19 protein-coding genes are annotated in these 25,517 nt (G+C 67.6%); 4 read left to right on the top strand and 15 right to left on the bottom strand.

Translation table 11 applies throughout. The annotated features are described in order from the left end of the window. Positions 1-26: 26 nt before the first annotated feature. The 3 genes from C566_RS0115225 to C566_RS0115215 are packed head-to-tail and all read right to left on the bottom strand — an operon-like array spanning position 27 to position 6,910. On the bottom strand, positions 27-4,886 hold the full coding sequence (locus C566_RS0115225; RefSeq protein ID WP_026266740.1) for an NAD-glutamate dehydrogenase: 4,860 nt from the start codon (positions 4,884-4,886) through the stop codon (positions 27-29). Between the two features lie 57 nt (positions 4,887-4,943). After that, on the bottom strand, positions 4,944-6,269 hold the full coding sequence (locus tag C566_RS0115220; RefSeq protein WP_018775214.1) for an AAA family ATPase: 1,326 nt from the start codon (positions 6,267-6,269) through the stop codon (positions 4,944-4,946). Continuing rightward, entirely contained in the window at positions 6,266-6,910 is a 645-nt protein-coding gene (locus tag C566_RS0115215; RefSeq protein WP_026266739.1) for a hypothetical protein, read from the bottom strand. Before C566_RS0115215 ends, C566_RS0115220 begins: the two co-directional genes overlap by 4 nt. 153 nt (positions 6,911-7,063) lie before the next feature. Between C566_RS0115215 and C566_RS0115210 the strand changes: the two genes are divergently transcribed. Beyond that, on the top strand, positions 7,064-7,285 hold the full coding sequence (locus C566_RS0115210; RefSeq protein WP_018775212.1) for a helix-turn-helix domain-containing protein: 222 nt from the start codon (positions 7,064-7,066) through the stop codon (positions 7,283-7,285). A 14-nt stretch (positions 7,286-7,299) separates the two neighbouring features. On the opposite strand, the gene C566_RS0115205 is transcribed toward C566_RS0115210, so the two are convergent. Beyond that, a complete protein-coding gene (locus tag C566_RS0115205; protein WP_018775211.1) occupies positions 7,300-7,869 on the bottom strand; it encodes a hypothetical protein in 570 nt (189 codons plus the stop codon). A gap of 181 nt (positions 7,870-8,050) precedes the next feature. Between C566_RS0115205 and C566_RS0115200 the strand changes: the two genes are divergently transcribed. Beyond that, on the top strand, positions 8,051-8,860 hold the full coding sequence (locus tag C566_RS0115200) for a LysM peptidoglycan-binding domain-containing protein (RefSeq protein WP_051082332.1): 810 nt from the start codon (positions 8,051-8,053) through the stop codon (positions 8,858-8,860). 169 nt (positions 8,861-9,029) lie between these two features. Next, positions 9,030-9,515: an Rv3235 family protein gene (locus C566_RS23230; RefSeq protein WP_018775210.1), complete on the top strand. Its 486-nt coding sequence runs from the start codon at positions 9,030-9,032 to the stop codon at positions 9,513-9,515. A gap of 184 nt (positions 9,516-9,699) precedes the next feature. Here C566_RS23230 and secA read toward each other — a convergent pair whose 3' ends face one another. From secA to mtrA, 7 genes are all read right to left on the bottom strand, one after another. Next, positions 9,700-12,438, bottom strand: coding sequence for a preprotein translocase subunit SecA (gene secA / locus C566_RS0115190; protein WP_018775209.1), 2,739 nt, complete (start codon positions 12,436-12,438; stop codon positions 9,700-9,702). Between the two features lie 103 nt (positions 12,439-12,541). Then, the gene (locus C566_RS0115185) at positions 12,542-13,759 is read right to left on the bottom strand and encodes a winged helix-turn-helix domain-containing protein (RefSeq protein WP_018775208.1); all 1,218 of its coding nucleotides are present in this window, start codon (positions 13,757-13,759) and stop codon (positions 12,542-12,544) included. A 33-nt stretch (positions 13,760-13,792) separates the two neighbouring features. Continuing rightward, a complete protein-coding gene (gene hpf, locus C566_RS0115180) occupies positions 13,793-14,518 on the bottom strand; it encodes a ribosome hibernation-promoting factor, HPF/YfiA family (RefSeq protein ID WP_018775207.1) in 726 nt (241 codons plus the stop codon). Positions 14,519-14,674: 156 nt separating this feature from the next. Continuing rightward, positions 14,675-15,640: a ComF family protein gene (locus tag C566_RS0115175; protein ID WP_018775206.1), complete on the bottom strand. Its 966-nt coding sequence runs from the start codon at positions 15,638-15,640 to the stop codon at positions 14,675-14,677. Positions 15,641-15,799: 159 nt separating this feature from the next. Next, entirely contained in the window at positions 15,800-17,518 is a 1,719-nt protein-coding gene (locus tag C566_RS0115165; RefSeq protein WP_018775205.1) for an LpqB family beta-propeller domain-containing protein, read from the bottom strand. Continuing rightward, positions 17,515-19,443 (bottom strand): MtrAB system histidine kinase MtrB, encoded by a 1,929-nt coding sequence (gene mtrB / locus C566_RS21605; protein WP_155846899.1) that lies wholly within the window; start codon positions 19,441-19,443, stop codon positions 17,515-17,517. Before mtrB ends, C566_RS0115165 begins: the two co-directional genes overlap by 4 nt. Positions 19,444-19,552: 109 nt before the next feature. Further along, the gene (mtrA, locus tag C566_RS0115155) at positions 19,553-20,227 is read right to left on the bottom strand and encodes an MtrAB system response regulator MtrA (protein WP_018775203.1); all 675 of its coding nucleotides are present in this window, start codon (positions 20,225-20,227) and stop codon (positions 19,553-19,555) included. Between the two features lie 180 nt (positions 20,228-20,407). Here mtrA and C566_RS0115150 point away from each other — a divergent pair, with 180 nt between their 5' ends. Beyond that, positions 20,408-21,124 (top strand): DUF4166 domain-containing protein, encoded by a 717-nt coding sequence (locus C566_RS0115150; protein ID WP_026266737.1) that lies wholly within the window; start codon positions 20,408-20,410, stop codon positions 21,122-21,124. 63 nt (positions 21,125-21,187) lie between these two features. On the opposite strand, the gene C566_RS0115145 is transcribed toward C566_RS0115150, so the two are convergent. From C566_RS0115145 to C566_RS0115130, 4 genes are all read right to left on the bottom strand, one after another. Next, the gene (locus C566_RS0115145) at positions 21,188-22,231 is read right to left on the bottom strand and encodes a hypothetical protein (protein WP_018775201.1); all 1,044 of its coding nucleotides are present in this window, start codon (positions 22,229-22,231) and stop codon (positions 21,188-21,190) included. A gap of 2 nt (positions 22,232-22,233) precedes the next feature. After that, positions 22,234-22,650 carry a chorismate mutase gene (locus tag C566_RS0115140; protein ID WP_018775200.1) on the bottom strand — a complete coding sequence of 139 codons (417 nt, stop codon included), beginning with the start codon at positions 22,648-22,650 and terminating at the stop codon, positions 22,234-22,236. Between the two features lie 153 nt (positions 22,651-22,803). Then, positions 22,804-24,507 carry an ABC transporter ATP-binding protein gene (locus tag C566_RS0115135; RefSeq protein ID WP_018775199.1) on the bottom strand — a complete coding sequence of 568 codons (1,704 nt, stop codon included), beginning with the start codon at positions 24,505-24,507 and terminating at the stop codon, positions 22,804-22,806. Then, positions 24,504-25,517 carry an ABC transporter permease gene (locus C566_RS0115130; RefSeq protein ID WP_018775198.1) on the bottom strand — a complete coding sequence of 338 codons (1,014 nt, stop codon included), beginning with the start codon at positions 25,515-25,517 and terminating at the stop codon, positions 24,504-24,506. The genes C566_RS0115135 and C566_RS0115130 overlap by 4 nt, the downstream gene beginning before the upstream one ends.

Raw genomic sequence — 25,517 nt, 5'->3', positions numbered from 1 at the left:
TTTGCGACGCCAGGGACGGCAGCCCCTTAGCGTCGGACGATTGACCTCAAGAGCCTCAATGCTACCGACAGTGAGGCCATGTCATCGGCCTCGAGCGCATTGACCTCGTCAAACATTGACTTCGCCCGGCCCAGCTGCTCCGCGTTCTGGCCCTCCCAGACCGCCAGCCGCTCCTCCGCGGGAGTCCCGGCGGGGGTGCACTCCAGCACCGCCGTCGTCATGTCCGAGACGGTGGAGTAGAGGTCATCGCGCAGTGCTGCACGGGCCAGGGCCTGCCAGCGGTCCTCCCTCGGCAGCTTGGTGATGCGTTCGAGGAGGGAATCTGCATGGAAGCGGTTGAAGACGGTGTAGTACACGTGGGCAATATCGGCCACGGATTCCTTGCTGCCGTGGACGATCTTGGCGATGTCCAGGAGCACGAAGCTCTCGAACAGTTCCGCCCAGCGGTGAGCCAGGTCTTCCGGAAGGTCCCAGCTGCGGGCCTTCTCCAGCCATTCGGCCACGCGGGCGCGGTCGTCGCCCCGGAGGTAGTCGAGCAGCCGGGCCCGCATGGGATCCATCAGCGGCTTGAATTCGGCCACGATCTCGGCGATCGGACGGGACGCCGAGCCCTGGCCGAGGAGCCACCGGACGGCGCGGTCCAGCAGCCGCCGGATGTCCAGGTGGACGGTGCTCCAGTGTTCGGTCGGGAACGACGCCGGCAGTTCGTTGAGTTCCGTGACCATGATGTCCAGCTCGTAGACCTCGCGGAGGGCAACGAACGCCTTGGCGACGGCCGCCTCCGTGGCCGAGGTTTCCTCGATGGCACGGAACGCGAAGGTGATGCCGCCGAGGTTGATCATGTCGTTGGCAACCACGGTCGCGATAATCTCGCGGCGCAGCGGGTGGGTGTCCAGTTCGGCGTCGAACCTCTCCCGCAGCTGCTCCGGGAAGTAGGCCCGCAGTGTCGTGCGGAACCACGGGTCATCGGCGAGGTCGCTGTCGCGCAGCGCGGTGGCAAGTTCGATCTTGGCGTAGGCGGCCAGGACCGAAAGCTCCGGGGAGGTCAGCCCCTGGCCCTGTTCCAGGCGCTCCCGCAGCGTGTCCGTGGTGGGCAGCGCCTCCAGGTCCCGCTTGAGGTCCGCAGACTTTTCCAGCCAGTCCATGAGCCGTTCGTAGCTGGGGCTCCATTCGGAGACCCGCATCCGGTCGTTGAGGAGCAGGATGTTCTGGTCGATGTTGTCCTCGAGCACCAGCCGGCCGACCTCGTCGGTCATCGAGGCCAGGAAGTCCGCACGCTCGGCGGGCTCAAGCTTGCCTGCCGCCACCATCCGGTCCACGAAGATCTTGATGTTGACCTCGTGGTCCGAGCAGTCCACGCCGGCCGAGTTGTCAATCGCGTCCGTGTTGAGGATGACGCCCTGCAGCGCGGCCTCGATGCGTCCGCGCTGGGTCATCCCCAGGTTTCCGCCTTCCCCGACCACCTTGACCCGCAGTTCGCGGCCGTCCACGCGGATGGCGTCGTTGGCCTTGTCACCGACCTCGGCATTCGTTTCGGTGCTGGCCTTGACGTAGGTGCCGATGCCTCCGTTGTAGAGCAGGTCGGCCGGGGCGAGGAGGATGGCGCGCAGGAGCTCCGGCGGGCTCAGCTCCGTGGTGCCCTCCGGGAGGCCGAGGGCGGCGCGGACCTGCGCGGACACCGGGATCGACTTAGCCTGCCGGGCAAAGACGCCGCCGCCTTCGCTGATGAGCGACTTGTTGTAGTCATCCCACGAGGACCGGGGCAGTTCGAAGAGCCGCTGGCGTTCCGCGTAGGACGTTGCCTCGTCCGGGGTGGGGTCGAGGAAGATGTGCCGGTGGTCGAACGCCGCCAGCAGGCGGATGTGCTTGGAGAGCAGCATGCCGTTGCCGAACACGTCGCCGGACATGTCGCCGACGCCCACCACGGTGAAGGGCTCGGCCTGGGTGTCGAGGTCCAGTTCGCTGAAGTGGCGCTTGACCGACTCCCACGCGCCGCGGGCGGTGATGCCCATGGCCTTGTGGTCGTAGCCGACGGAGCCGCCGGAGGCGAAGGCGTCGCCGAGCCAGAAGCCGTATTCGAAGGCCAGTCCGTTGGCGATGTCGGAGAAGGACGCCGTACCCTTGTCGGCCGCGACCACGAGGTAGGAATCGTCGTCGTCATGGCGCACGACGTCGGCCGGGGGCCGGACGGTTTCGCCCTCGGGCGTCACGATCAGGTTGTCCGTGATGTCCAGGAGCCCGCGGATGAACGTTTTGTAGCTCTCGACACCTTCGGCCATCCAGGCGCTGCGGTCTGCCGCGGGGTCCGGGAGCTGCTTGGCGTAGAAGCCGCCCTTGGCACCCGTCGGGACAATGACGGCGTTCTTGACGGTCTGCGCCTTCACCAGGCCCAGGATTTCGGTGCGGAAGTCCTCGCGCCGGTCCGACCAGCGCAGGCCGCCGCGGGCCACCTTGCCGAAGCGCAGGTGCACGCCCTCGACCCGAGGCGAGTAGACCCAGATCTCGAACATGGGCCGCGGGAACGGCAGGCCCTCGATCAGGGACGGATCCAGTTTGAAGCTCAGGTGGGGCTTGTTCTGGAAGTAGTTCGTGCGGAGCGTGGCCTGGATAAGGTTCTTGAACGTGCGCAGCACGCGGTCGGCATCGAGGGTGGCGACCTGCTCGATCGCTGCATCCAGGCCGGCGAGGACCTCAACTTCCCTGAGCACGCGGTCGGCGTCGCTGAGCGCGGGGTCGAAGCGTGCTGTGAACAGGGCGCTGAGTCCCCTGGTGACATCCGGGTTCGCCAGCAGGGTGTCAGCCAGGAATCCGAAGGAGTTAGTGTTGCCCATTTGCCGCATGTACTTGGCGTAAGCGCGCAGTACGACCACCTGGCGCCAGTGCATGCCTTCCCGCAGCACCAGCCGGTCGAAGCTGTCGGATTCCACGGCGCCGGTCACGGCGGCGCCGAAAAACTCGCCCAGCAGCTGGCCGGTGGCTTGGGGATCCACGCCGGCGGGGTATTTAAGGCCAAGGTCGTAGAGGAAGAAGTCCCGGTGATCCGCGGTCTCGATCTCGAACGGGCGTTCGTCCAGGACCTCGAGGCCGAGGTTATGGAAGTACGGCAGGATCTGGCTCAGGCTCTTCGGCTCCAGCATGTAGAGCTTGACCCGGGCGTCCTCTTCCAGTGTGGCTCCGGCGCCATCGGGGAGGTACACGTGGACACCGGGGTGCTCCTTGACGGCTTCGCCGGCCCGTTCGGCCGCGGCACCGTACTTTTCGAAGCGGTCGATGTCCTGCAGCGCGTCTTCGATCTCGTAGTCCACCCGGTAGCCGGCCGGGAATGCTTCCGCCCAGACGGCTGCCAGTTCCTTGGCGCTGGCGTCTCCGCCGTCGCCGCGGGCGCGCAGAACTTCGGAAATGCCTTCGCCCCAGGAACGGGCGGCCCGGACCAGGCGCTTCTCCAGCTCGTCACTGTTGACGTTGCTGACGTCGGCGTCCTTGGGCAGCCGGATCCGGAAGAAGAGACGGGCCAGAGCGGACTCTGTCATGCGCGCCTCGTAGTCGATGGAGACGGCGTTGAAGGTCTCCCGCAGTTCCTGCTCAATGCGCAGGCGGACGTTGGTGGTGTAGCGGTCGCGGGGCAGATAGACGACGGCTGACATGAAGCGGCCGTAGATGTCGGGGCGGAGGAAGAGCCGCGTCCGGCGGCGCTCCTGCAGCCGCTGGATGCCGGTGGCGATGGCGGCGAGGTCCGGGATTTCGATCTGGAAGAGCTCATCGCGCGGATAGGTTTCAAGGATGCCCAGCAGGTCCTTGCCCGAGTGCGAGTCAGGCGGGAAGCCGGCGTCGCTGAGGACGGCGGCCACTTTTTCCCGGACGACGGGGATATCGCGGACGGATCCGGCGTAGGCGGTCGTGGCGAACAGGCCGATGAAGCGGCGTTCCCCGTTGACGTTGCCGGCGGCGTCGAAGCTCTTGACGCCGATGTAGTCCAGGTACGCCGGGCGGTGCACGGTGGAGCGGGAGTTCGCCTTCGTGATCACGAGCGCGCGCTTCTCGCGGGCCTTCTTCCGGCCGGCCTCGGTGAGGTGCTGGACCTGTCGGGTGTCCGCGCCGGCGCGGAGCAGGCCGAGGCCGCTTTCCTCGCGCAGTTCGAGGACATCCTCGCCGGATTCGTTCACGAGGTCGTATTCGCGGTAGCCGAGGAAAGTGAAGTTCCCGTCATCGAGCCAGCGGAGCAGGTCCTGGGCCTGCCGCAGCTCGGCAATCTGCGCCCGGTTGGCCACCCGGTCCAGATCCGCGGAGATCTCCAGGGCCTTCGTGCGCATCTTGGGCCAGTCTTCGACGGCGGCGCGGACGTCGCCAAGCACGCGGGAGATTCCCTTGACCAGTTCCGCGCGCTTCTCGTCGTCGACGAGGTCGATCTCGACGGCGATCCAGGATTCCATGTGCGAGGCGTTGTCGCCCTCGGCGATGAGGTGGGAGAGGTTCGGCATGGCCGCCGTGTCACCGCTGGAGATGCCCAGGTGGGAGGGGACGCGCGCCACCTTGACGAGATCGCCGGTCTCCCGGTTGCGGGTCACCACGAAAAGCGGGTGCAGCACGAGGTGGATGGGCGCGTTCTGGCGGACCAGTTCGGCGTTGACGGAATCCACGAGGAAGGGCATGTCATCGGTGACGATGTACAGGACGCTGCAGTCGGCCTCGTCACGGAGGGCGATGTTCGCGATGCCCGGCTTCCGCGTCGCCGCGATCTGGCGGTGGGTTTCGGTCCTTGCCGTCAGGACTTCCTGGGGATAGGCCCGGAAATCCTCCTCCGCGAGGTGCTCGTAGTAATCCCCGAGGTAGCTTTCGCTACTACCGATCGAAACGGGCTGATCCTCCACGCTGGACCCAGACGACATCGAAACGCCTCCATAAAAGAAGTTCACAGCCGCCTCTTTGCGGCCCTTACGTTGACACTAACCCTTTGCCCGGCGTCGTGCTGTGGAAGAAAAGACAAAGGATTTCTTGATTCGCTGGGCAGGTGCACAAACCAATGTGGCGATCGCCTGCCGCAGCTCGGATTCAGGGGCGGATTCGAGCAAAAGTGCCCCCGACAGGAGGGCGGCATCGCTCGCCGCGGGGTCGGAGGGCAGGAACGCCGACAATGGCGCCGAGGGGCCGTACCGCTCCCAGGCGGCCCGCAGCTGACGTTCGGGCGAGCGTCCAACGGCGGAGGTTCTGACTTTGTTCAGGACCACGTGGGGCGATGCCTGCGGGACGGCCGTCCGGAGTTCGGCGAGGCCACGGACCAGCCTCGGCACGCCGATGGAGTCCGCTGCCCCGACGGCAAAGACCGTGTCGGCCAGTTCCAGGCTTCGCAGGGTCGCGGCGTTGCGGCGCGGCGCGCCACTGTCAAAGCCCAGCGCGTCATCGGTTTCGAGGCAGAAACCGGTGTCCACCACCGTGACATCCGCAATCTCCCGGGCACGGTCCAGCACCAGCGTGAGGGCCGCAGCGCGCAGTTCCGTCCAGCGGTCCGCCCGCGTGATGCCGGTGAGCACCCGCATTGTCCCGGCCTTGGTCGGCACCGTCGTGGCGATCCTGACCAGGGCATCGGCGTCGAGCAGACCCTGGTCTGCCAGCCGGCAGGCCTGGGCCAGCCCGGCGGCCTCGTCAAGCAGACCCAAGAGGGCGGCCACGCTGGCACCGTAACTGTCGGCGTCGACCAGCAGCACGGATTGGCCTTCCGCGGCCAACTCCCCCGCGATGTTGGCGGCCACCAGGGTCCGGCCCGGCGCGCCGGCCGGGCCCCAGACCGCAATGATCCGGCCCTTCGCGGCTGGACTTGCGGTGACCGGCGGCGCCCCGGAAGACCGCGGCATCTGCCCTGCGGCCGCGACGGCGACGGATGAGGCGCCGTCACGCGCGGCCAGCCCCGGCCCGTCTCCGGCGCCGCTGAGCTGCGCCACCGCCGCGGAAATCCGCGCCGCCAGGGCCGCGGCATCAATGGCGCGGGCTTCTGCTGCCACGCCAATAGTCCGCAGGCGGACCGTTTCCTCAGGGTTGTCGGTCAGTGCGATAACGACGACGCCAACGGCGGACAGCCGGTCCACCAGCGAGGCCGTCAGCTCTTCGCTGCCGGCCGCTACGACGGCGGCGCGGGCCAACCCGCTCTGGCAGGCCGCCAGCAGTTCAGCCAGTTCGCTGCACCGCCGGACAACGGACACGGGCCCGTGCAGCCGTTCGAGTCCGCCGACCAGGTCATCACGGGAGTCCCCCACGGTCACCACGGGAATGCTCATCGCGCGGTACCGCCCGGGTTCCACACGACCGCGATCTTTGCTTTGTTGGCCTGGGCCCCCAGCAGCTTGGGCATCTGGGCGTCCGGGACGAGCACCATGACCACCGTGGCGCGGGAGGAGCCCAAGGCCGTACTGCCCGAGGTGATCTGGGCAATTTCGGCGCCGGAGAGGAGCAGGGTGGGCTCGCTGAAGCCGTTGCGGGTGTCCGGCAAGGCAACCCAGACATCCACGCGCGAGCCCGCCACGGCTTGGGCCGGAAGGTTCTCCTCGACGGTGACGGCGACCGGCTTGCGGTCCAGCCCGTCCAGTTGCCCGACACTCTCGCGCGGCAGCAACTGGTCCTTGCCGATCCGCTGCACGGCCACGAGTCCGGCATCCAGGCCGGCCTCCGGGGTCAGGTAGTGCTGTTCCAACTCCCCGAGCCGTACCTTGACCCGGTGCAGTTTGTCGGTAGTCAGCGTCTCCCCCACGGCGATCGGCTCCCGGGCTGCATACGCTTCCGTGGTCTGGTCCGCGGCACCGACCAGCGAGACCACGCCCACCACGGATGCCAGGACGAGCAGGATTCCGACGAGGAGCCGGGGGTCTTTCCAGGACGGCCTTTTCAAACGGGCCCCTCCGGCTGCCGCGCTTCCACTCATGCGTCCGCTCCCCCTGTCGTCGCCGTCCGTTCCCGGGATGCCGGGCAACCCCTATTGTTGCGCCCGGGCCGCCCTGGTGGAAGATCCAAGGTCAAACAGGCGCAAACTGTGGATAACGGCACCAGTAGGCCTCAACGGTGGCAAAATGGATTCATGCCCCGATTCCTGACTCTCGCTGACGTTGCCGAGCAGCTCCAGATCAACTCTCCGGCCGCCTACGCGCTTGTTCGCAGCGGCGAGCTGAAGGCAATCCAGGTGGGCGGGCGCGGCCAGTGGCGCGTCGAGGAGAAGATGCTCGAGCAGTACATCCAGGAGCGCTACGCCGAGGCCAGCCGCATGATCGAAGAGGCCAAGGCGAAGTCCGCCGGAAGTTGAACCTGGCGGGCTGACTAGCTGCCGGCGGCACCAACGGATCTGATGCCCGCGAGGGCGCCGAAGGGAATGGCCACCACCTGCCGGGCGTTCCCCGGAGGCCGTTCCTCGCCCTCCCGTGTCACGGCCAGGTCCAAAAAGTCCCTGCCGACTGTGTCAATGACGCCATAGAGCCCGGCATCCGCCCCGTCGTGAGCGAAAAATATCGTCACCGGCGCACGGTTTCTCGCGAGTCCCCGCAGGGCGCTGCCCAAACCGAGCCGCCGGCGGACAACTGACGGTTCGGAGACCGCCACCCGCGAAAGACCCCCATAGTGCGCCGCCGCGGCGTAGGGAATGAGTACCTGGTGCTGGGGCTCGTCAAGGACCAGGGCTTCGCTGCCCGCATGGCTCAGCACTCCCTCGTACGCCCTCCCCGAGGACAGCTGCACGCGGATACTGAGCCCGAGGGACCCCCGGAGCCGGTCCGCGAGCTCCACTCCCGCAGAGTCCACCAGTGCACGCTCGGCTATTTCGGCCTCAAATTCCAGCCGCTGGCGCCCAGCCAGCTGTCCCTCCATGTCCTCAAACAAGGCATCCCACCGCATGGCGCCAGCGTAGGCGGGCCTCCCGCACCGGTCAATCCGTAGGCAACCCTATCCACAGGCACGGACTGCACCTAGACAACCGGGACACAACAGGATCACACTTCGTTAAACAGGATTAAAAATAATCAAACGACATTAAACAGCATCAAAAGATATTCATTCTGACTGGAGGAAACAGCCCATGGACCGGACAGCAACACCGCACCCCGGGGCCCGCCCCCTGCCCGTCCGCCTGCCCAGACAGACAGTTCGGGCCGACGCCGCCATGGCCGCCGTCATCCTGCTGCTTGGGATCTTCCTCGCGGCTACGGGAAGTTTCCTCATTCAGCGCTGGCAGTCCGGCTCGGCGCGCCGGCAGTCACTGTCCTTCGAGGACCAGGTGGGGATCGTGGCAAATACGGCCGGGCTGATTGTCATCACCTGGTGGGTGATGTCACTCGCCATCGCCGTCGCAGCGGCACTGCTGGACCGCTTCGGCAGGACCCGCGCGGCGGCGGCCACGGCCCGGTTCAGCCCGGCGTTCATGCGGCGGCTGGTGCTCGCCGCCGTCGGGCTGCAGCTGCTGACAGCGCCGCTGGCCAACGCGGCCACTGCGCCCGGCGTGACCGGGCCGGACCGGACCGGCCCGGCAGCGGTGTCGGCTTCGTGGACACCGTCGCCCGGGCAGGCCTTGGCGCCGGACCCGCCAGGGCCGGGAGCCGGTACCGCGCTGGACCCGCGGTGGAAGCCGCTGAGCCCCATCGTGGATGCCGGACCATTGGCTGCACGCCATGTGCGCGCGCGGGACATCCCCGGCGCCCGCAGAGAGGTCACGGTCCGGTCCGGCGATTCGCTGTGGAGCATCGCCGCGGCGGCGCTGGGGCCGTTGGCTTCCGACGTCGACATCGCCAGGGAGTGGCCCCGGCTCTATGCGGGCAACCGCGACGCTATCGGAGCCGACCCGCACTTGCTGCGGCCCGGACAGGTCCTGGTCCTCCCGCCGCCACGCTAGGCGCCCGCCGCACCACGGGCCGCAGCCACGGCCACGGCCCCTGCCCCGCGCCCGGCTCCGCCTACACCGAAGACCACAGCACGGGCCGGCCGGAAGTTCGTCCGGCGCAGCCACCCGCACAGGCACCAGCCACCCGCATTAGCCATTAGCCATCAGCAAAGGAACCGTCATGAACGCAGTCACCGGGATCCGCTCAGCCGCGGCGACCCCCGTCCCGCACGCCCCCGCCCTCCGGGTTGTGTCCGGCACGGCAACACCAGCGGCCAACCACGCCGCCGCGGCCCCGCCGCCACTGCGCGTTGTTGACGAGGCCCGCGAGATATGCGCGATTTCCCGCAGCACCGTGCAGGCAGCGATCGAAGTGCTGGCCGGCACGCGGCCCGCACAGCAGCTCTCCCGGCGCCTGGACCCGCGCTGCCTGGCGGCCCTCCAGCACCGCGCCGCACTGACTCGCCGGGTTGCCTCCGGCAGCTCGCCAACAGCGGGCAGGCTGCACCGCAATCCGTCCGTCCGGTCCGTCCGGGCCTGCCGCGTAGCGGATGACGTCTACGAGGCCAGCGCGGTGGTGGTCGAGGAAACACGGGTCCGCGCGGTCGCGCTGCGGCTGGAGCGCTACACGGCGGCATGGCGCGTCACCGTGCTGGAGATCGGCTGAACGACACGGCCGCAGGCAGAAAACAGTAGCGGGCCGAAGGCGCAACGGGCAGGAACCTGCAGGACCGGCGTCGGCCTGCAAGGGAAAGCCCGGACTGTCTAGGGCCGGACTGTCAAGGAAAGGAGGCGCAAACACGGGAGGACCGGAGCTAATGCTCCGGTCCTCCCGTACGTTGGCGTCGTGCCTAGCGCCGCTTCTTCTTCGCAGCGCGGCGGCCAATGTCCTGCGCCGCGGCCTTGGCCGGGTTTCCCGAACGTCCGGAGACCTTCGCCTCGATCCGGGTCTGGGCGGCACCGTCCTCGCCAGGGGCGGTGTACTGCAGCTGCGCGGGTTTCTCCGGGGCTTCGAGTCCGGCAGCATGGATCTGCGGCTCGTGGTGTTCGGTGTGCTGGCCCTGGGCGTCCGCCACCACAACGTCCTCCGCCGGCGTCACTTCGACGTCGAGGTTGAACAGGAAGCCGACACTCTCCTCGCGGATGGCCTCCATCATGGCCTGGAACATGATGAAGCCCTCGCGCTGGTACTCCACGAGTGGGTCACGCTGGGCCATGGCGCGCAGCCCGATGCCCTCCTTGAGGTAGTCCATCTCGTACAGGTGTTCCTGCCACTTGCGCCCGATGACGGACAGGACAACCCGGCGCTCCAGTTCACGCATGCTCTCGGAGCCGATCGCCTGCTCCCTGGCCTGGTACACCAGACGGGCATCGGAGAGGATCTCTTCCCGGAGGAACTCGGCCGTGATCCGGGACTTGCCGCCGGCCTCGTCAATGACGTCGCGCGGAGAGAAGCTCACGGGGTAGAGAGTCTTGAGATTCGACCACAGGAGGTTGAAGTCCCAGTCATCGCCCGTGCCCTCGGCTGTGGCTGCGTCGATGAAGGCGTTGATGGTGTCTTCCAGGAAGTACTGGACCTTCTCGTGGAGGTCATCGCCTTCGAGGATGCGGCGGCGGTCACCGTAGATTGCCTCGCGCTGGCGGTTCAGGACGTCGTCGTACTTCAGCACGTTCTTGCGCTGTTCGGCGTTGCGGCCCTCCACCTGGCCCTGGGCCGAGGCGATGGCGCGCGAGACGAGCTTGGATTCGAGGGCGACGTCGTCCGGCACCGAGCTGTTCATGAGCCGCTCGGCCGCGCCGGAGTTGAACAGGCGCATCAGGTCATCGGTCAGCGAGAGGTAGAACCGGGACTCGCCGGGGTCGCCCTGGCGTCCGGAACGGCCTCGGAGCTGGTTGTCGATGCGGCGGGACTCGTGCCGTTCAGTGCCGAGCACGTAGAGTCCGCCCAGGTTCAGGACTTCCTCGTGCTCGTCTTTGACGGCCTGCTTGGCGGATTCAAACACCTCGGGCCATGCGGCCTCATATTCCTCGGAGTTCTCCTCCGGGTCCAGGCCGCGCTTGGCCATTTCGGCGACGGCGGTGAACTCCGCGTTGCCGCCGAGCATGATGTCGGTACCGCGGCCGGCCATGTTGGTCGCGACCGTGACGGCGGCCTTGCGGCCGGCCTGGGCCACGATGGACGCTTCACGGGCATGGTTCTTGGCGTTCAGGACCTCGTGCCGGACGCCTTCCTTGGCCAGCAGCCGGGAGAGGTATTCGCTCTTCTCGACGCTGGTGGTGCCGACGAGGACAGGCTGGCCCTTTTCGTGGCGTTCGGCGATGTCCTTGACCACGGCGTCGAATTTGACGGTCTCGTTCTTGTAGACCAGGTCGGCCTGGTCGATCCGTGTCATGTCACGGTTGGTGGGGATGGCAACGACGCCGAGCTTGTAGGTGCTCATGAACTCGGCGGCCTCGGTCTCGGCCGTGCCGGTCATGCCCGCGAGCTTGTCGTACATGCGGAAGTAGTTCTGCAGCGTGACGGTGGCGAGCGTCTGGTTCTCGGCCTTGATCTCGACGCCTTCCTTGGCTTCGATGGCCTGGTGCATGCCTTCGTTGTAGCGGCGGCCGGCGAGAATGCGGCCGGTGTGCTCATCGACGATCAGCACCTCGCCGTCGAGGATGACGTAGTCCTTGTCGCGCTTGAACAGCTCCTTGGCCTTGATGGCGTTGTTCAGGAAGCCGATCAGGGGCGTGTTGGCGGACTCGTAAAGGTTGTGGATGCCGAGGTAGTCCTCGACCTTTTCAATGCCGGCCTCGAGGACACCGACGGTGCGCTTCTTCTCGTCGACCTCGTAGTCGGTCTCAGCCTGCAGGCGCATGACCACCTTGGCGAATTCGCTGTACCAGCGGTTGGTGTCCCCCTGCGCCGGGCCGGAGATGATGAGCGGGGTGCGGGCCTCGTCGATGAGGATGGAGTCCACTTCGTCGACGATGGCGAAATGGTGGCCGCGCTGGACGAGTTCCGAGCTGTCCCACGCCATGTTGTCGCGCAGGTAGTCGAAGCCGAATTCGTTGTTCGTTCCGTACGTGATGTCCGCGGCGTACTGCTCGCGGCGCAGCGCAGGGTCCTGGTTGGAGAGGATGCAGCCGCTGGTGAGGCCGAGGAAGCGGTAGACGCGGCCCATGAGGTCGGACTGGTATTCGGCGAGGTAGTCGTTCACGGTGACGACGTGGACGCCTTTGCCGGTGAGGGCGTTGAGGTAGGCCGGAGCGGTGGCCACCAGGGTCTTGCCTTCACCGGTCTTCATTTCGGCGATGTTGCCCAGGTGCAGGGCGGCGCCGCCCATGAGCTGGACATCGAAGTGGCGCATGCCGAGGGTACGGGACGAGGCCTCGCGTACCGCCGCGAAGGCTTCGGGCAGCAGATCGTCGAGCTTCTCGCCGGCCTGGTGGCGTTCGCGCAGACGGTCAGTTTCTTCACGGAGCTCGGCGTCCGTGAAGGTCTGGAAGGAGCTCTCCAGGGCATTGATGGAATCGGCATAGTTCCGCAGTTGCCGCAGGGTTTTTTTGTCACCCGTGCGGAGAAGTTTTTCGATAAGTGATGCCACGTGAAGTTGCTCCCAGTCTCAAGCTGCCGAATTCTGGCGTGTTTAGTCTACGGGAGAGACGCCGGGCCGGTGGCGCCTGTTCCCTCACAGCGGATAGTGCGGTTCACCGGGCAGCCATGGCTTCGGCGAGCGCCGGCGCAAGGTTCCCCGTTGGCGAGACAACTACGTCGTCCAGTCCCAGCCACTCTGCCATGAGCTGCAGTTCCGCGGCGAGTTCGACGGCGGTGTCCTCCGGCGCGCCGGGTTCCGCATGGGCAGCCCTGGCCAGGAGCCGCCCGCCGGCCCGGTCCGCTTTGAGGTCGACCCGTGCGACGATCGCGTCGCGGAGCAGGAACGGCAGGACGTAGTAGCCGTACTTCCGCTTCGGCTCGGGCGTGTAGATCTCGATCCGGTAGTGGAACCCGAAGAGCTCCTCGAGCCGCCGGCGTTCGAACACGAGGGAGTCGAAGGGGCTCAGGAGCGCCCGGCCGGTGGCTGAGCGCGGCAGTTTCGCCTCCGTGTGGCGGTACAGGGGCCGGTCCCAGCCGGCTACCGTGACCGGCTGCAGCCGGCCGCTGTCCACAAGGTTCCGGACGGCCACGGCGGCGTCCTTCTGCGGTGTCCGGAAGTAGTCGGCGAAGCACCGCACGGTCCCAATACCGTGGGCCTGGGCCGCGGCGTCGATCAGCCGGTCCATGGCGGCGGCCGCATCCGGTTCGGGTGCCGCCGCTTCCCCGTCCGGTCCGGGGAGCACCCGGGCGGTGAGGGTGTACCGCCGTTCGAAGGATTCGGTCCGCGAGGATGCGGAGACAAGGCCCTCTTCGAAGAGGTGTTCCAGCACCCTTTTGACGGCGTTCCAGTTCCAGCCCCAGTTGTCCCGCTGCTGGTCTTCCACGTGCCCGAGCCGGGCTGTCAGTTCGGCGGCGGTCAGCGGCTTCCCGCCGGCCAGGGTTTCGAGCACCTTGGCCGCCACCCCGTTGCGCAATTCGGGGTCCATCGCATGCGCGCCCACCCATTTGCGGCTCTGCCACTGCACGAGATCGTGGAAGTGGTCCGGGCGGATGAAGCAGGCTTCGTGGGCCCAGTACTCCATCATCCGGCGCGGGTGGGTCCCCGCCATGCGCGCCAGGATGGTGCGGTCGTAGTTGCCGAGCCGCGAGAAGAAGGGCAGGAAGTGGCTGCGGGACACCACATTGACGGAGTCGATCTGAACCAGGTGCAGGCGGGCAAAGGTACGGCCCACCGCCCGTGCATTCACGGGTCCGGTGGGCCGTTCCTTGTCCAGTCCCTGGGCTGCCAACGCGATCCGCCGTGCCTGTGCCAGGCTCAGCGATGCTTGCACGTTAGTCCCTTCGTCGGAAAAGTCTGCACCAGCTTATGCGCTGGCGGGCTCATCCTCTGAACGGTAGGCCAGGATTTTCTCTTCCAGACTCGAATGTCCGGGCTCGCACGTCTGGTCCAGGGAGATGACCCCGTAGGTCCAGCCGTCACGGCGGTAGACGACCGACGGCGCCTTGGTCTCCTTGTCCACGAAAAGATAGAAGTCGTGACCCACAAGTTCCATGTTGTCGACGGCGTCATCGAGGGTGAGCTGGGACGCGGCGAACACCTTGCGGCGGATCAGCACGGGCGAGTCGCCGGCCGGAATATCGTTCTCGACCTCATACGGCGACTTCTCTGCCGCCGTCGCCTGGCTCTCCTGCTGCTGCGCCGCCTCGACGTAGAGGGGTTCGCTGGGGCTGGCCGGCTCCAGGGCTGCCGTCGCCTCGGTGACGGACTTGGGGGTATGCCGGCCGTGGTGGACCTTTCTGCGGTCCCTGGCCCTGCGCAGGCGTTCAAGAAGCTTGTTGTAAGCGAGATCGAACGCAGCGAACTTGTCGGCGGCACTCGCTTCTGCGCGGATTACTGGGCCGCGTCCCAGGACTGTCAACTCAACCGTGAGCGATTCGGCGGTCTGGCGGGCCTTGGTCTCTTTGGTGACCTTCGCGTCTACCCTCTGGACCTTGTCTCCCAACGACGCGATCTTTGAGATCTTGTCGTCGGCATATTCGCGGAACCGGTCTGAGACCGTCAAGTTGCGTCCGCTGATCATGAACTCCATGGTGCCCTCCAAATGACTTCGGTGACACGACGGCGGTACTTCCCGGGGGCCGATCTGACTGACAGTCGAGCCCCTTTCCGAGCCGCTATCGACAGGTACATCTGTTCTTGGTACCCATCTTCGACGTTAGTTCATAGACACCTGTTATTCATCCTTTTACGGTTTATTTTTTTGGCTCCCGCCGATCGTCCGCGCCGCCGCGGGGTTGGCGGCGCCGACATCGGCGGCGGCCGGCGGGCGTGTCGCGGCCAGCACAACGGCGCCGCTGACAATGGCCCCCGCGGCCCGGAGCGCACGGGCCGCCTCCGCCAGGGTGGCGCCGGTAGTCAGCACGTCATCGACGATGATGCAGGGACGTCCTTCGACTCGCGCAGGCCACGGACCGGACCTGGCCCGCATGGATCCGCGCACGCGCCGGGCGCGCTCACCCCGGCCCAGTCCCTTCTGTCCGCCGGGCAGGGAGCGGGCTCCTGTGGGGCCGGGGCGTAACCGGTCCCACAGGGGCAAAGCCGGGGGTTTCGTGGTCCGCGCGGGCGGCACGGATTTCCGCAGCGCGTCCGCGACGGTGAACCCTGCGAGTTCATTGCCGCGGACGAGCCGACGGAGCAGGAGATGGACGGGGCTGAAGCCCCGCATGCGGAAAGCGGCGGCGCTCGTGGGCACGGGGACGAGCACGAGTCCCTGCCCGGGCCCGGCCGCGGCGTGGAGGGCGCGCGCCAGGCCCCGGGCCAGTTCGCCGCCCAGCCGGGCCTGCCCATGACGTTTGAAGGACAGCAGGCACTGCGCCAGCTCCGCCCGGTAGGCCCCCGCCGCCACCACGGGCAGCAGCACGGAGCCGTCCATGTCCATCAGGGCCGGAGCCTGGGCCTCTGCCCGGAACGGTCTGAGCGTCAGCAGGCGCAGCTTCCGGGAGCACGCGCCGCAGAGTGCGGAGTCCTCCGCCCCGCAGCAGACGCAGTCCACTGGAATGGCCAGGGCGAGCACCTCAGCCGCCGCTTCGGCTGTCCGGTCCCCCAGCCTCGCCAGCGGCCGCGCGTAGCTCCCGCGGTGTCGCGCCGCCCTGGCCGCGGCCGGGGCGAGGTCAGGATCGGCGGACGGGACGCGGGTGGTGTGGCTGTCCATCCTCCGATCCTGGACCGGGTGCGCCCCGGGTAGTAGCCCGGCGGGCAGCTATGTGGACAACACCCGGCCGGAACCGTCACCGGCTCCCGGTGATGGCGGCCCCGCCGTCGTCGTCGTCGCCGTCGTCGTTGCAGGGGGCGCCGTCCGAGGGGGCACCGGTCAGCCGGGGAACGAGGGGTCGATGGGGCCCTTGAGCTGCGGTGACCAGCCGTTGCCCAGCCGCTGGAAGATCCCTTCCGCGGACTGGCCGTAGATCTCGGCTGGTCCGTTGCCTGCGCTGAGCGCGGTCAGCCCGGGCCACGGCGCCAGCTGCTGCGGCTGTGCCGAGGTCAGCGACAACAGCTCGGGGGTGACGGTATCGCTGGCGGAGGCCTTCATGACCGCGACTGTGGTGTCATCCACCCAGACGCCTTGATCCGGATCCCGTGGGGTCAGGAGGGTCAGGGGCACGGTCAGGTCCCTCGGGGTGCCGTCCGCGTTCCGGATGATCCCGGTGATCTGGACCTTGCTCTTGCCGTTCTGCTGGGAAATGACGAGGGCACGCGTGCCGTCCCGGGAAATCCGGAACTCCTTGACCGTCCGGCCCGAGAGCCACCCCGGCGACAGGGTGACGGTGGGTACGCTGGCGTTCTCCGCCACACCGACCGGCCGGTAGGCCACCACCTCGGTGGCGCCGCCGGCACCCGGCCCGGCGGTCCAGACCCAGTCGTACCGGCCGAACGAAGGTCGGGACAGTGCGGCCCGGGTGGTCAACGCCCTGGCGGGCTGGCCCGGAACGATCGAGTACAGCGTGGTGCGGGCGGCGTTGAGGAACGCGGCCGCCTGCGACTCGGTGGACTCCGCAGGCGCCCGGGGTGACAGGGCTGCGACGGACCGGACGTCCGGGAGCGGTGAAAGCCTGTTGTTTTCGTACCGGACCAGGTCATTGTTGCTGACGGCGATCTGGTAGGCGGGGACGCTTTCGTTCTGGACCGGAGGCAGGACCGTGCCGTTGTCCTCGACGCGCACCAGGTCCTGGTTGGCCCGGAGCTCGACATTGATCACATCGGGCTGGCTGCGGAACGTCAGTGCCAGCTGCGTCTGCATCCGCAGCCGGTCCTCGTTGGAGGCCTCGACCAGGTCCTTGGCGGTGAGATCGACCTGCGCGGCGCCGGAAACCACGGGCACTGACTCGCGGGCCAGCTTGATGCCCGAAGGGAACGCGCTGACGACGGCGCCCTTGAGGTAGGGGGCGGGTCCGCCCAGGAGGGCGCTCGTCATGGCTTTGACGGTCTTCTTGCGGATGAACCACCGGACATCGGGCACCGCGTAGGTGAACGTGGGGTCGTAGAAGTAGATCGGGTAAGCGCCGTAGATGACTTTGAAGGTCTCTTCCGGAATGGCCGTGCCGTCCGGAAGATCGGAGATTCGCCACTCACCGTCCACCTGGGTCACGGTGACGGGTATGTTTTCGGTGGTGCCCTCGGGAAGCTGCGTGGCCACGCCGTCGGCGTCTACCGAATAGGCGAGGTCGAGCTGGTAGTTGAAGACGTTTTCGACGCCACTGGCCACCACAGTGGCCTTGCGGAACACGAGCGCCCGCTGGTCCGGCTTCCACGTCACCGACGAACCCTGGGTGAGGTATTGCCGGGCCACGGCGTAGTCGTCCTCGTAGCCGCTGCCGGCGAGGTAGAAGTCTTCGATCACCGCTTCGGGTCCGGCGCCGGGACGCGGCGCGGCCGGGAAGAAGACCGGGGCGTTGGGGTTGCCCGCGCTCTCGTCCGTGCTCTTGCCCACCGGCCCCGAGCGCGGAATCTGGGCGCACGAGGTCAACAGAAGCAGGACGAGCGCCAGCAGCGCAGCCCCCACACGGGTGAACTTGCCCGAAACCCCACTCATGCCCTGCCCTCCGTCCCGGTTCCCCGGGTTCCGGCCGAACCGCCGTCCGGGATTGCCCCGCCGGCGGTACCGCTGCCGCCGTCGCCAGAAAAGTCGCCATCGACACCGTCTGCGTATCCGCCCGCGGACCCCTCAGCACTGGTCCCGCGGCCCGCGGTCCGTAGCGGGTCCGGCAACACCACGGTCCGCTGGCGGCCTGCCTCGGGGAGCCCGACGTTGACCGGTTCGAGCTGGAGCGGGGACCTGGTGATCGGCTCGTCCCGGCGCAGGGGAAGGGTCAGGCGGAAGTTCGACCCGTGTCCCTTGCTCCCCCAGGCCTGCAGCCAGCCGTCGTGGAGCTTGGTATCCTCGGCGGCAATGGACAGTCCCAGCCCGCTGCCGCCGGTGGTGCGGGCCCGGGCCGGATCGGCGCGCCAGAAGCGGTCGAAGACGCGCGCCGCCTCAGCCGGGGTCATGCCGATTCCGTGGTCCCGTACGGCGACGGCCACGGCGGTGTCGCTGGCGGCCACGGAAACGTTCACCGGCCGGCCCTCGCCGTGTTCGAGGGCGTTCAGGATCAGGTTGCGCAGGATCCGGTCGATCCTGCGGTCGTCCATGTCGACAATGACGCTGCCGGCCGGGGCGTTGAGGGTGACGGCGGACCCGTATTCGGCAGCGACGGGCGCCACCCCCTCAATGACATGCGCGACAAGCTGCACAATGTCGGTGGGCTCGGCGTCAAGGGTGGCGGCGCCGGCGTCAAAGCGTGAGATTTCCAGCAGGTCCGCCAGGAGCGACTGGAACCGTTCCACCTGGTTGTAGAGCAGCTCCGCGGAGCGTTTGTTGATCGGGTCGAAGTCGTCGCGGGCGTCATAGAGGACTTCGGCGGCCATGCGCACCGTGGTGAGCGGTGTGCGGAGCTCGTGGGAGACATCGGAGACGAACCGTTGCTGCATCTGGGAGAGCGTGGCCAGCTGGGTGATTTGTTCCTGGAGGCTTGCGGCCATGTGGTTGAACGAGGCACCAAGCCGGGCAACCTCGTCCTCGCCTTTGACCACCATGCGCTCCTGCAGCTGGCCGGCGGCGAGCTTCTCGGAGACGACGGCGGCATGGCTGACGGGGCTGACCACGTTGCGGGTCACATACCAGGCGACGCCGCCGATCATGAGCACCAGCAGCGCGCCGCCGGCCAGCAGGACATTCTGGATCTCGTCCAGCGTCTTCTGTGCCGTGTTGAGGTCATAGATGAGGTAGAGCTCGTAGACGGTGCCGTTGAAGGTCACCTTGTTGCCGACGGCGATGCCGGGCCGGTCTTCGGTCCCTACCGGGAACTGGGTGGACGCCCAGTACTGGTCCTTGCCCGAGTCCTGCACAGCCTTGCGCAGGTCCGGGGGGATGACGCCGATGGTGAGTTGGTCCGAGGCCCGGGATTCAACCCAACGGTTGCGCGGCTTGGTCTGCTCCGGCATGGCCTCGAAGACATAGCGCCGCTGGATCACGGATCCGCGGCCTTCGACCGCATTCAGGGTGTCATAGACCAAGGTGATGACGCTGGACTGGTCCGTGACCTGGGCGCCGTCGAACGTGTCCTGGACCTGTTTGACGTTGTAACGCGTCTCCGATTCGGCCTGGGCGAGCCGTTCCTGGAACAGGTTGTTGGCGATCTGGTTGGACAGGTAGGCGCCCACAACAGCGAACGAGCCCATGGCCAGCATCAGCGTGGTCAGGACGGTCCGGAACTGCAGGGACCGCCGCCACTTCCGCTGCACCGCCCGGAGCAGGTACAGGATGCCGGGCCACAGGCGCTGCATCCCGGTGCGGACCAGCCGCGCGACCCGGACGCCCACGATCCTTGCGCGCTTGGCCCACAACCGGGTCCGGAAGGCGAGACGGCGCAAAGGGCCCGGCCCGCCGCCGGCAGGCGGCGTTTCGGACGCGCGGGGCATCGAGGTGCCTGCTGATGACTCTGGCGATGGCGCCGCGGATGGTTCGGCCGGCCTCGTGTCCGGCGACGTATCCGTTGCTATGGCCTGCCGGACACTGCGGTCCGCAGGCTCAGGAACCTGCTTTATAGCCGACACCACGGACCGTCAATACAACTTCGGGGGCTTCCGGGTCGCGTTCGATCTTGGACCTCAACCGCTGGACATGGACATTGACCAGCCGGGTGTCGGCAGCGTGCCGGTAGCCCCAGACCTGCTCCAGGAGCAGTTCGCGGGTAAAGACCTGCCACGGCTTGCGGGCCAGGGCAACGAGGAGGTCGAATTCCAGCGGCGTCAAGGAGATCCGGTCGTTGCCGCGGCTGACCAGGTGGCCGGCCACGTCGATCGTGACGTCGGCGATCCGCAGGGTTTCCGGGGCCTTCTGGTCACCCGGGCGGAGCCGGGCCCGGACCCGGGCGACGAGCTCGGCGGGCTTGAACGGCTTGGGCACATAATCATCGGCCCCGGACTCGAGGCCGCGGACCACATCCGAGGTATCCGCCTTGGCAGTGAGCATCACGATCGGGACGTCGGACTCGGCACGGACCTGGCGGCAGACCTCAATGCCGTCCATCCCCGGAAGCATGAGGTCGAGCAGCACGAGGTCCGGCTTGGCGGAGCGGAACACGTCCAGCGCCTGTGCGCCGTCAGCGCAGAAGACGGGTTCGAAGCCGTCATTGCGCAGCACAATACCGATCATCTCGGCCAGTGCCTCGTCATCATCCACTACCAGAATGCGTGCCTTCATAGTTATATATTCCCCCATTGAATTGGCTTTGTCGTATCGGGCGGCCCGCCGGCATGGTGCAACCGGGCCTGCCACCGCTGCCGGAACCCCGCCGCCGCACGGGACGCTGTGACAATTGCCGCGTTGTCCTGCATGCTGTGGACAGGCCCAGTGAACCGGCCCGGACCGCAGGAGGAACCCGTGAACACCCCGATCTACGAGCGCGCCCTGGGCAGCGACTTTGCCCGACTGCAGCCCGAGCTTCAAGAATACTTTGCTTTGGCGCCGGGATCCGGCCACTATGGCGTCGGCGAGGGGGTGTTCGACGTCGTCGGCTGCCGGCAGGCCTGGCTGCGCCCCCTGCTGCGGCTCACCACCGGCGAGCAGGCCTTCTTCCCCGAATACGGCGAGGGCGTGCGCTTCCGGATCGAGAACCACGCCCACCTGGACCCCTTCGGCCGGTCAAGCCTGACGGCCCGCCGGGAAATCTTCTTCCCGGACACCACCCGGCTGTTCCAGGACACCACCAGCTTTGATGACGGCGATAACGGCGGGCGCGGGCCCGGGCTCGTGGACTACGTGGGCCGGTACCGGCGGCTGGTCACCGACCTCAATCTCAGCGTCACACCGGAGGGCCGGCTGCGCGGCGTGTCCGAGGCGTCGCGGCTGTTCCTGGGACCGCTCCGGATCCCGCTGCCGGCAGCCCTCGACGCCAAGGCCTACGCCGAGCAGTGGTGGGAGCCGCAGGACGGCGGCCGGCACCGGATCCAGGTCAAGGTGATCCAGCCCCAGCTCGGCCTGGTGCTGGTCTACGCCGGCCATTTCGACTACCGGCTCGAGCCGTACCCCGGCGGTATTGCGACGCCGGGCTACCTGCCCGGGCACGCCCGCCCGGACGGCTGGGAAAGCAGGGTCTGACCGGGTCCCCGGCGGCCAGGGCCCGGTTGCGGCCCGGGCCCGCCGGGGGCTGAAGGTGCCGGGCTAGCCGAGGGCGAGCTGGTTGAGGCCGTCCGCGACCTGGGTCAGGCGGGTCAGGACCGCTGCCGCAGTGGCGGGTGAGTGCCGTGCCAGGCCCTCCGACGGCGTGACCCGGAGCGCCCCGAGCGTGGACGCGGGGAGACCCAGCTGCCGCCATGGGCGCCACACGTCTTCCACGACGTCGCGGACCCTTGGCAGCGACGCGGCAGGGTCGGCCACGTCCAGCGCGCCGGCCCAGAGCCGCTTGCCGGCCTCCACCGCGCCCGCGAGTTGTTCCCACTGGCGCGAGGTCAGGGCCCGAAGCGGTACGGCGATTCCATCCGCGCCCGCCGCCAGGATCCGCTCGAACGGCGCCTCGACCTCGGAGACCGCCACGACGGTTTCGACGGCGCCCGCGGCCCGGAGCGCGTCGATTACCAATTGCCAGGACTCGGTAATCTCCCGGCCCGGCACCGAGCGCAGGGTCCGGTAACCGCTGGCGGTGGGAATGGTGCCGGCCAGCACCGAGGCAATTTCAGGTTCGTCGATCTGGACGACGATCCGGGCACCGGGGGCGGCCGCCGCCACCCGCTTGAGGTAGCCTTCCACGCCTGCCGCGAGCGAGTCTGCGATGTCCCGGCGGGCGCCGTAGTCGATCAGGGCCCGCTCACCGTTGTGCAGGTGCAGGCCGGCGGCAAGGCTGAGCGGCCCGCGCAGCTGGATCTTGATATCGTCCGACGGCACTTCCTCGACGCCGATCACGTCCGCCAGGATGTTGATGTCGGTGGACAGTGCCGACTTGGCCCGCTGCAGGTCCTTGCCGGGCCGGTCCACGAACCGCCATCCATGCGGCTGGACGTCGACGGCGAGTTCCACGAGCAATGAGGCGGTCCGGCCCAGGGCATCGGAGCCGACGCCGCGGTCGGGAAGTTCGGCGAGGAACGGCAGGTGCGGGCTGCCCAGTTCCCCGCGGATGATGCGCGCGGCCTCGGCGGGGTCCTCGCCCGGCCAGGGGCCAAGGGCCGTCGCGGTCACCTGGCCCGGTGCGGGAGCATCTGATGCGGCCATGGCTAGGCGCCCGCGGCGCGGGCGGGGTCCGCGGAGCCGGAGGCCTGGGCGGCCTGGTGGTCCTCGGCGATGGCCTCGTGGTGGCGGATGACCTCGCCGATGATGAAGTTCAGGAATTTCTCCGCGAACGCCGGATCCAGGTGGGCCTCGGCGGCGAGGTGCCGCAGCCGGGCGATCTGCGCCGTTTCGCGGCCCGGGTCCCCGGCGGGAAGTTGGTGCGCGGCCTTGAGGAAGCCGACCTTCTGGGTGGCTTTGAAGCGTTCGGCGAGGAGGAAGACCAAGGTGGCATCGATGTTGTCGATGCTGGAGCGGATCGACAGCAGCTCCGCCATGACCGCGGGATCCACGGAACCGGCCAGGGAGCTTGCCGCCGGGTCGTAGGAATCGGTTTCGGGAAGATTGGGGTTCTGCTCGGTCATTGACCCAGTCTAGGGGTTCTGCGGCCAATGCCTCCCGCTGTTAAGCACCGTTGCAGGCCGCCCGCGGAGACACCAATGGGCATGCCCACCGTTCGTGGCGAACGGTGCGCATGCCCATGTGGCTGCGGCCTTGCCGGTGCCCGGTTCTGGCAGTTAGCTGTGGAGCACGGCCTTGAATGCCTCGCGGCGCCTTGCCTGTTCGTCGGGATCCGGAACGGGCAAGGATGCGATGAGTTTCTTCGTGTAGTCGTGCTGCGGGTTGCCCATCACCTGGTTGCCGAGGCCCTGCTCCACCATCTTGCCCTTGTAGAGCACGCCGACCCAGTGGGAGAGCATGTCCACCACGGCGAGGTCGTGGCTGATGAACAGGCACGCGAAGCCGAACTCCTGCTGGATCTCCTTGAACAGCTCCAGCACCACGGCCTGCACGGACACGTCCAGGGCCGACGTCGGCTCATCGGCGATGAGCAGCTTCGGGTTCAGGATAAGCGCCCGCGCCAGGGAGGCACGCTGGCGCTGCCCGCCGGAGAGTTCGTGCGGGAAGCGGTCAGCGTACGACGCCGGCAGCTGCACGGACTCGAGCAGCTCGCCGACCCGCTTGCGCGCCTCGGCCGCGGTCGGGTTGGAGTGGATGATCAGCGGTTCCGCCACGCAGTCGCCGATGGTCAGCTGCGGGTTGAACGAGGCCGCCGGGTCCTGGAACACGAAGCCAATCTCCTTGCGGAGCGGCTTGAAGGTACGCTCCTTAAAGTTCAGCATCTCGTAGCCCAGCACCTTCAGGCTGCCGCCAGTGGTCCGGTTGAGGCCGGCGATCGCCCGGCCGATGGTGGTCTTGCCGGAGCCCGACTCCCCCACGAGACCGAAGACTTCGCCTTCGGACACGGTGAAGCTGACGCCGTCGACTGCCTTGAACCCCGGGCTGCCGAGCCGCCCCGGATACTCGATGGTCAGGTTCTTTGCCTCGACCAGCACTTTGCCCCCCTGATGGGCGCGTTCCACCATGCCCTCGGACGCGGAGTTGCGGCCCAAGTGCGGGACGGCGGCGAGGAGCTTCTTGGTGTAGTCCTCCTTGGGCTGGGCGAAGAGCACCCGTGAGGATGCCTCCTCCACAACGTCGCCCTGGTACATGACCACGACGCGGTCGGCGAGGTCAGCGACAACGCCCATATTGTGCGTAATCAGCACGATGGACGTTCCGTAGTTGTCGCGCAGGTCCCGCAGCAGTTCAAGAATCTCGGCCTGCACGGTGACATCCAGGGCAGTCGTCGGCTCGTCCGCCACTATGAGGCCAGGGTTCAGGGCCAGCGCTGCGGCAATCACGACGCGCTGTTTCTGGCCGCCCGAGAACTGGTGCGGGTAGTAGTTGACCCGCGTTTCCGGGTCCGGGATGCCCACTTTGCGGAGGGCTTCAATTGCCCGCGCCTTGGCTTCCTTGGCCGAGACCTTGCTGCGGCCGCCGCTGCCGGCGTGCGCGCGGATGCCCTCGGCAATCTGCCAGCCCACGGTGAAGACCGGGTTAAGGGCGGTGGATGGTTCCTGGAACACCATGGCCACATCGCGGCCCCGGATCTCCCGCAGTTTCGCCTCGCTGACGCTGATGACGTTGTTGCCGTTGATCAGGACCGCGCCCTGGCTGATGGCCGTCTCCGGCAGCAGTCCCAGGATGGTCTTGGCCGTCACGGTCTTGCCGGATCCCGATTCGCCAACGATGGCCACGACCTCGCCGGGGTTGACAGTGAGGCTGACGTCCTTGACGGCATACACATCCCCGGCGTCGGTGGCGAAGGTGACCTTAAGGCGGTCGATGTCAAGGACAGGGCCTGCGCCTGCGCCGGGTTTGTCGATGTTGATGGTCATAGAACTCTCGATTCTGCTTCGAGTGCAGCCTGGGCACCGGCGGTTGAGTCCGGTCCACCCTTGCCTGCCACAGCCTTCTTGCGGCCCCGCAGGCGGGGATCGTTGAGGTCGTTGATGCTCTCACCGACGAGGGTCAGCCCAAGCACGGTCAGGACGATCGCCGTACCGGGGTAGACACCGGTCCACCAGATGCCCGAAGAGGCGTCTGCAATGGCCTTGTTCAGGTCATAGCCCCACTCGGCGGCGGAGGTCGGCTCGATGCCGAACCCCAGGAAGCCAAGGCCCGCCAGGGTCAGGATGGCCTCGGACGCATTCAGCGTGAAAATCAGCGGCAACGTGCGGGTTGCGTTCTTGAAGATGTGCCGGCCCATGATGCGGATGCTGGAGGCCCCCACCACCTTGGCCGATTCGACGTACGGCTCCGCCTTCAGCCGGATGGTCTCGGCACGGATGACGCGGAAGTACTGCGGGACGAACACCACCGAGATGGAAATGGAGCAGGCAACAATGCCTCCCCAGAAACTGGACTGGCCGTGGCTGATGACGATTGACATCACGATGGCCAGCAGCAGGGACGGGAAAGCGTAGATCGCATCGGCGACCACCACGAACACCCGGTCGAGCCAGCCGCCGAAGTAGCCGCTGACGAGTCCGAGGGCTACGCCGAGGAAGATCGACATTGCGACGGCGACGATGATCACCACGGCGGCCGTCTGGGCACCCCAGAGCACCCGCGAATAGACGTCATAGCCACCAACCGTGGTGCCCCAGATGTGGGCCGGGCTGGGGGGCTGCTGGGTCGGGAAGGGACCGGCGGCGTCGCTGAGCTGGGCAAACCCGTAGGGCGCGATCCACGGCGCAAACACGGCGACGAGCAGGAAGACGGCGGCCAGCACCATGCCCGTAACGAGCATGCCGCGTTGCAGCCCGACGCTCGAGCGGAAATGCGAGATCACCGGCAGCCGGTAGACGAGGGGCTGCTTGCGCCCGCTTACTTTGGTTGCATTCAT

Source organism: Arthrobacter sp. 131MFCol6.1 (assembly GCF_000374925.1).
Classification (GTDB): domain Bacteria; phylum Actinomycetota; class Actinomycetes; order Actinomycetales; family Micrococcaceae; genus Arthrobacter.
Note: the sequence above shows the minus strand (reverse complement) of the source record. Positions and strands in the feature narration are given on the sequence as shown.

Excerpts from the sequence above, each read along its gene's own strand:
- C566_RS0115225 (WP_026266740.1), bottom strand. The coding sequence starts at position 4,886 with ATGTCGTCTGGGTCCAGCGTGGAGGATCAGCCCGTTTCGATCGGTAGT.
- C566_RS0115220 (WP_018775214.1), bottom strand. The coding sequence starts at position 6,269 with ATGAGCATTCCCGTGGTGACCGTGGGGGACTCCCGTGATGACCTGGTC.
- C566_RS0115215 (WP_026266739.1), bottom strand. The coding sequence starts at position 6,910 with ATGAGTGGAAGCGCGGCAGCCGGAGGGGCCCGTTTGAAAAGGCCGTCC.
- C566_RS0115210 (WP_018775212.1), top strand. The coding sequence starts at position 7,064 with ATGCCCCGATTCCTGACTCTCGCTGACGTTGCCGAGCAGCTCCAGATC.
- C566_RS0115205 (WP_018775211.1), bottom strand. The coding sequence starts at position 7,869 with ATGCGGTGGGATGCCTTGTTTGAGGACATGGAGGGACAGCTGGCTGGG.
- C566_RS0115200 (WP_051082332.1), top strand. The coding sequence starts at position 8,051 with ATGGACCGGACAGCAACACCGCACCCCGGGGCCCGCCCCCTGCCCGTC.
- C566_RS23230 (WP_018775210.1), top strand. The coding sequence starts at position 9,030 with ATGAACGCAGTCACCGGGATCCGCTCAGCCGCGGCGACCCCCGTCCCG.
- hpf (WP_018775207.1), bottom strand. The coding sequence starts at position 14,518 with ATGGAGTTCATGATCAGCGGACGCAACTTGACGGTCTCAGACCGGTTC.
- C566_RS0115175 (WP_018775206.1), bottom strand. The coding sequence starts at position 15,640 with ATGGACAGCCACACCACCCGCGTCCCGTCCGCCGATCCTGACCTCGCC.
- C566_RS0115165 (WP_018775205.1), bottom strand. The coding sequence starts at position 17,518 with ATGAGTGGGGTTTCGGGCAAGTTCACCCGTGTGGGGGCTGCGCTGCTG.
- mtrB (WP_155846899.1), bottom strand. The coding sequence starts at position 19,443 with ATGCCCCGCGCGTCCGAAACGCCGCCTGCCGGCGGCGGGCCGGGCCCT.
- mtrA (WP_018775203.1), bottom strand. The coding sequence starts at position 20,227 with ATGAAGGCACGCATTCTGGTAGTGGATGATGACGAGGCACTGGCCGAG.
- C566_RS0115145 (WP_018775201.1), bottom strand. The coding sequence starts at position 22,231 with ATGGCCGCATCAGATGCTCCCGCACCGGGCCAGGTGACCGCGACGGCC.
- C566_RS0115140 (WP_018775200.1), bottom strand. The coding sequence starts at position 22,650 with ATGACCGAGCAGAACCCCAATCTTCCCGAAACCGATTCCTACGACCCG.
- C566_RS0115135 (WP_018775199.1), bottom strand. The coding sequence starts at position 24,507 with ATGACCATCAACATCGACAAACCCGGCGCAGGCGCAGGCCCTGTCCTT.
- C566_RS0115130 (WP_018775198.1), bottom strand. The coding sequence starts at position 25,517 with ATGAATGCAACCAAAGTAAGCGGGCGCAAGCAGCCCCTCGTCTACCGG.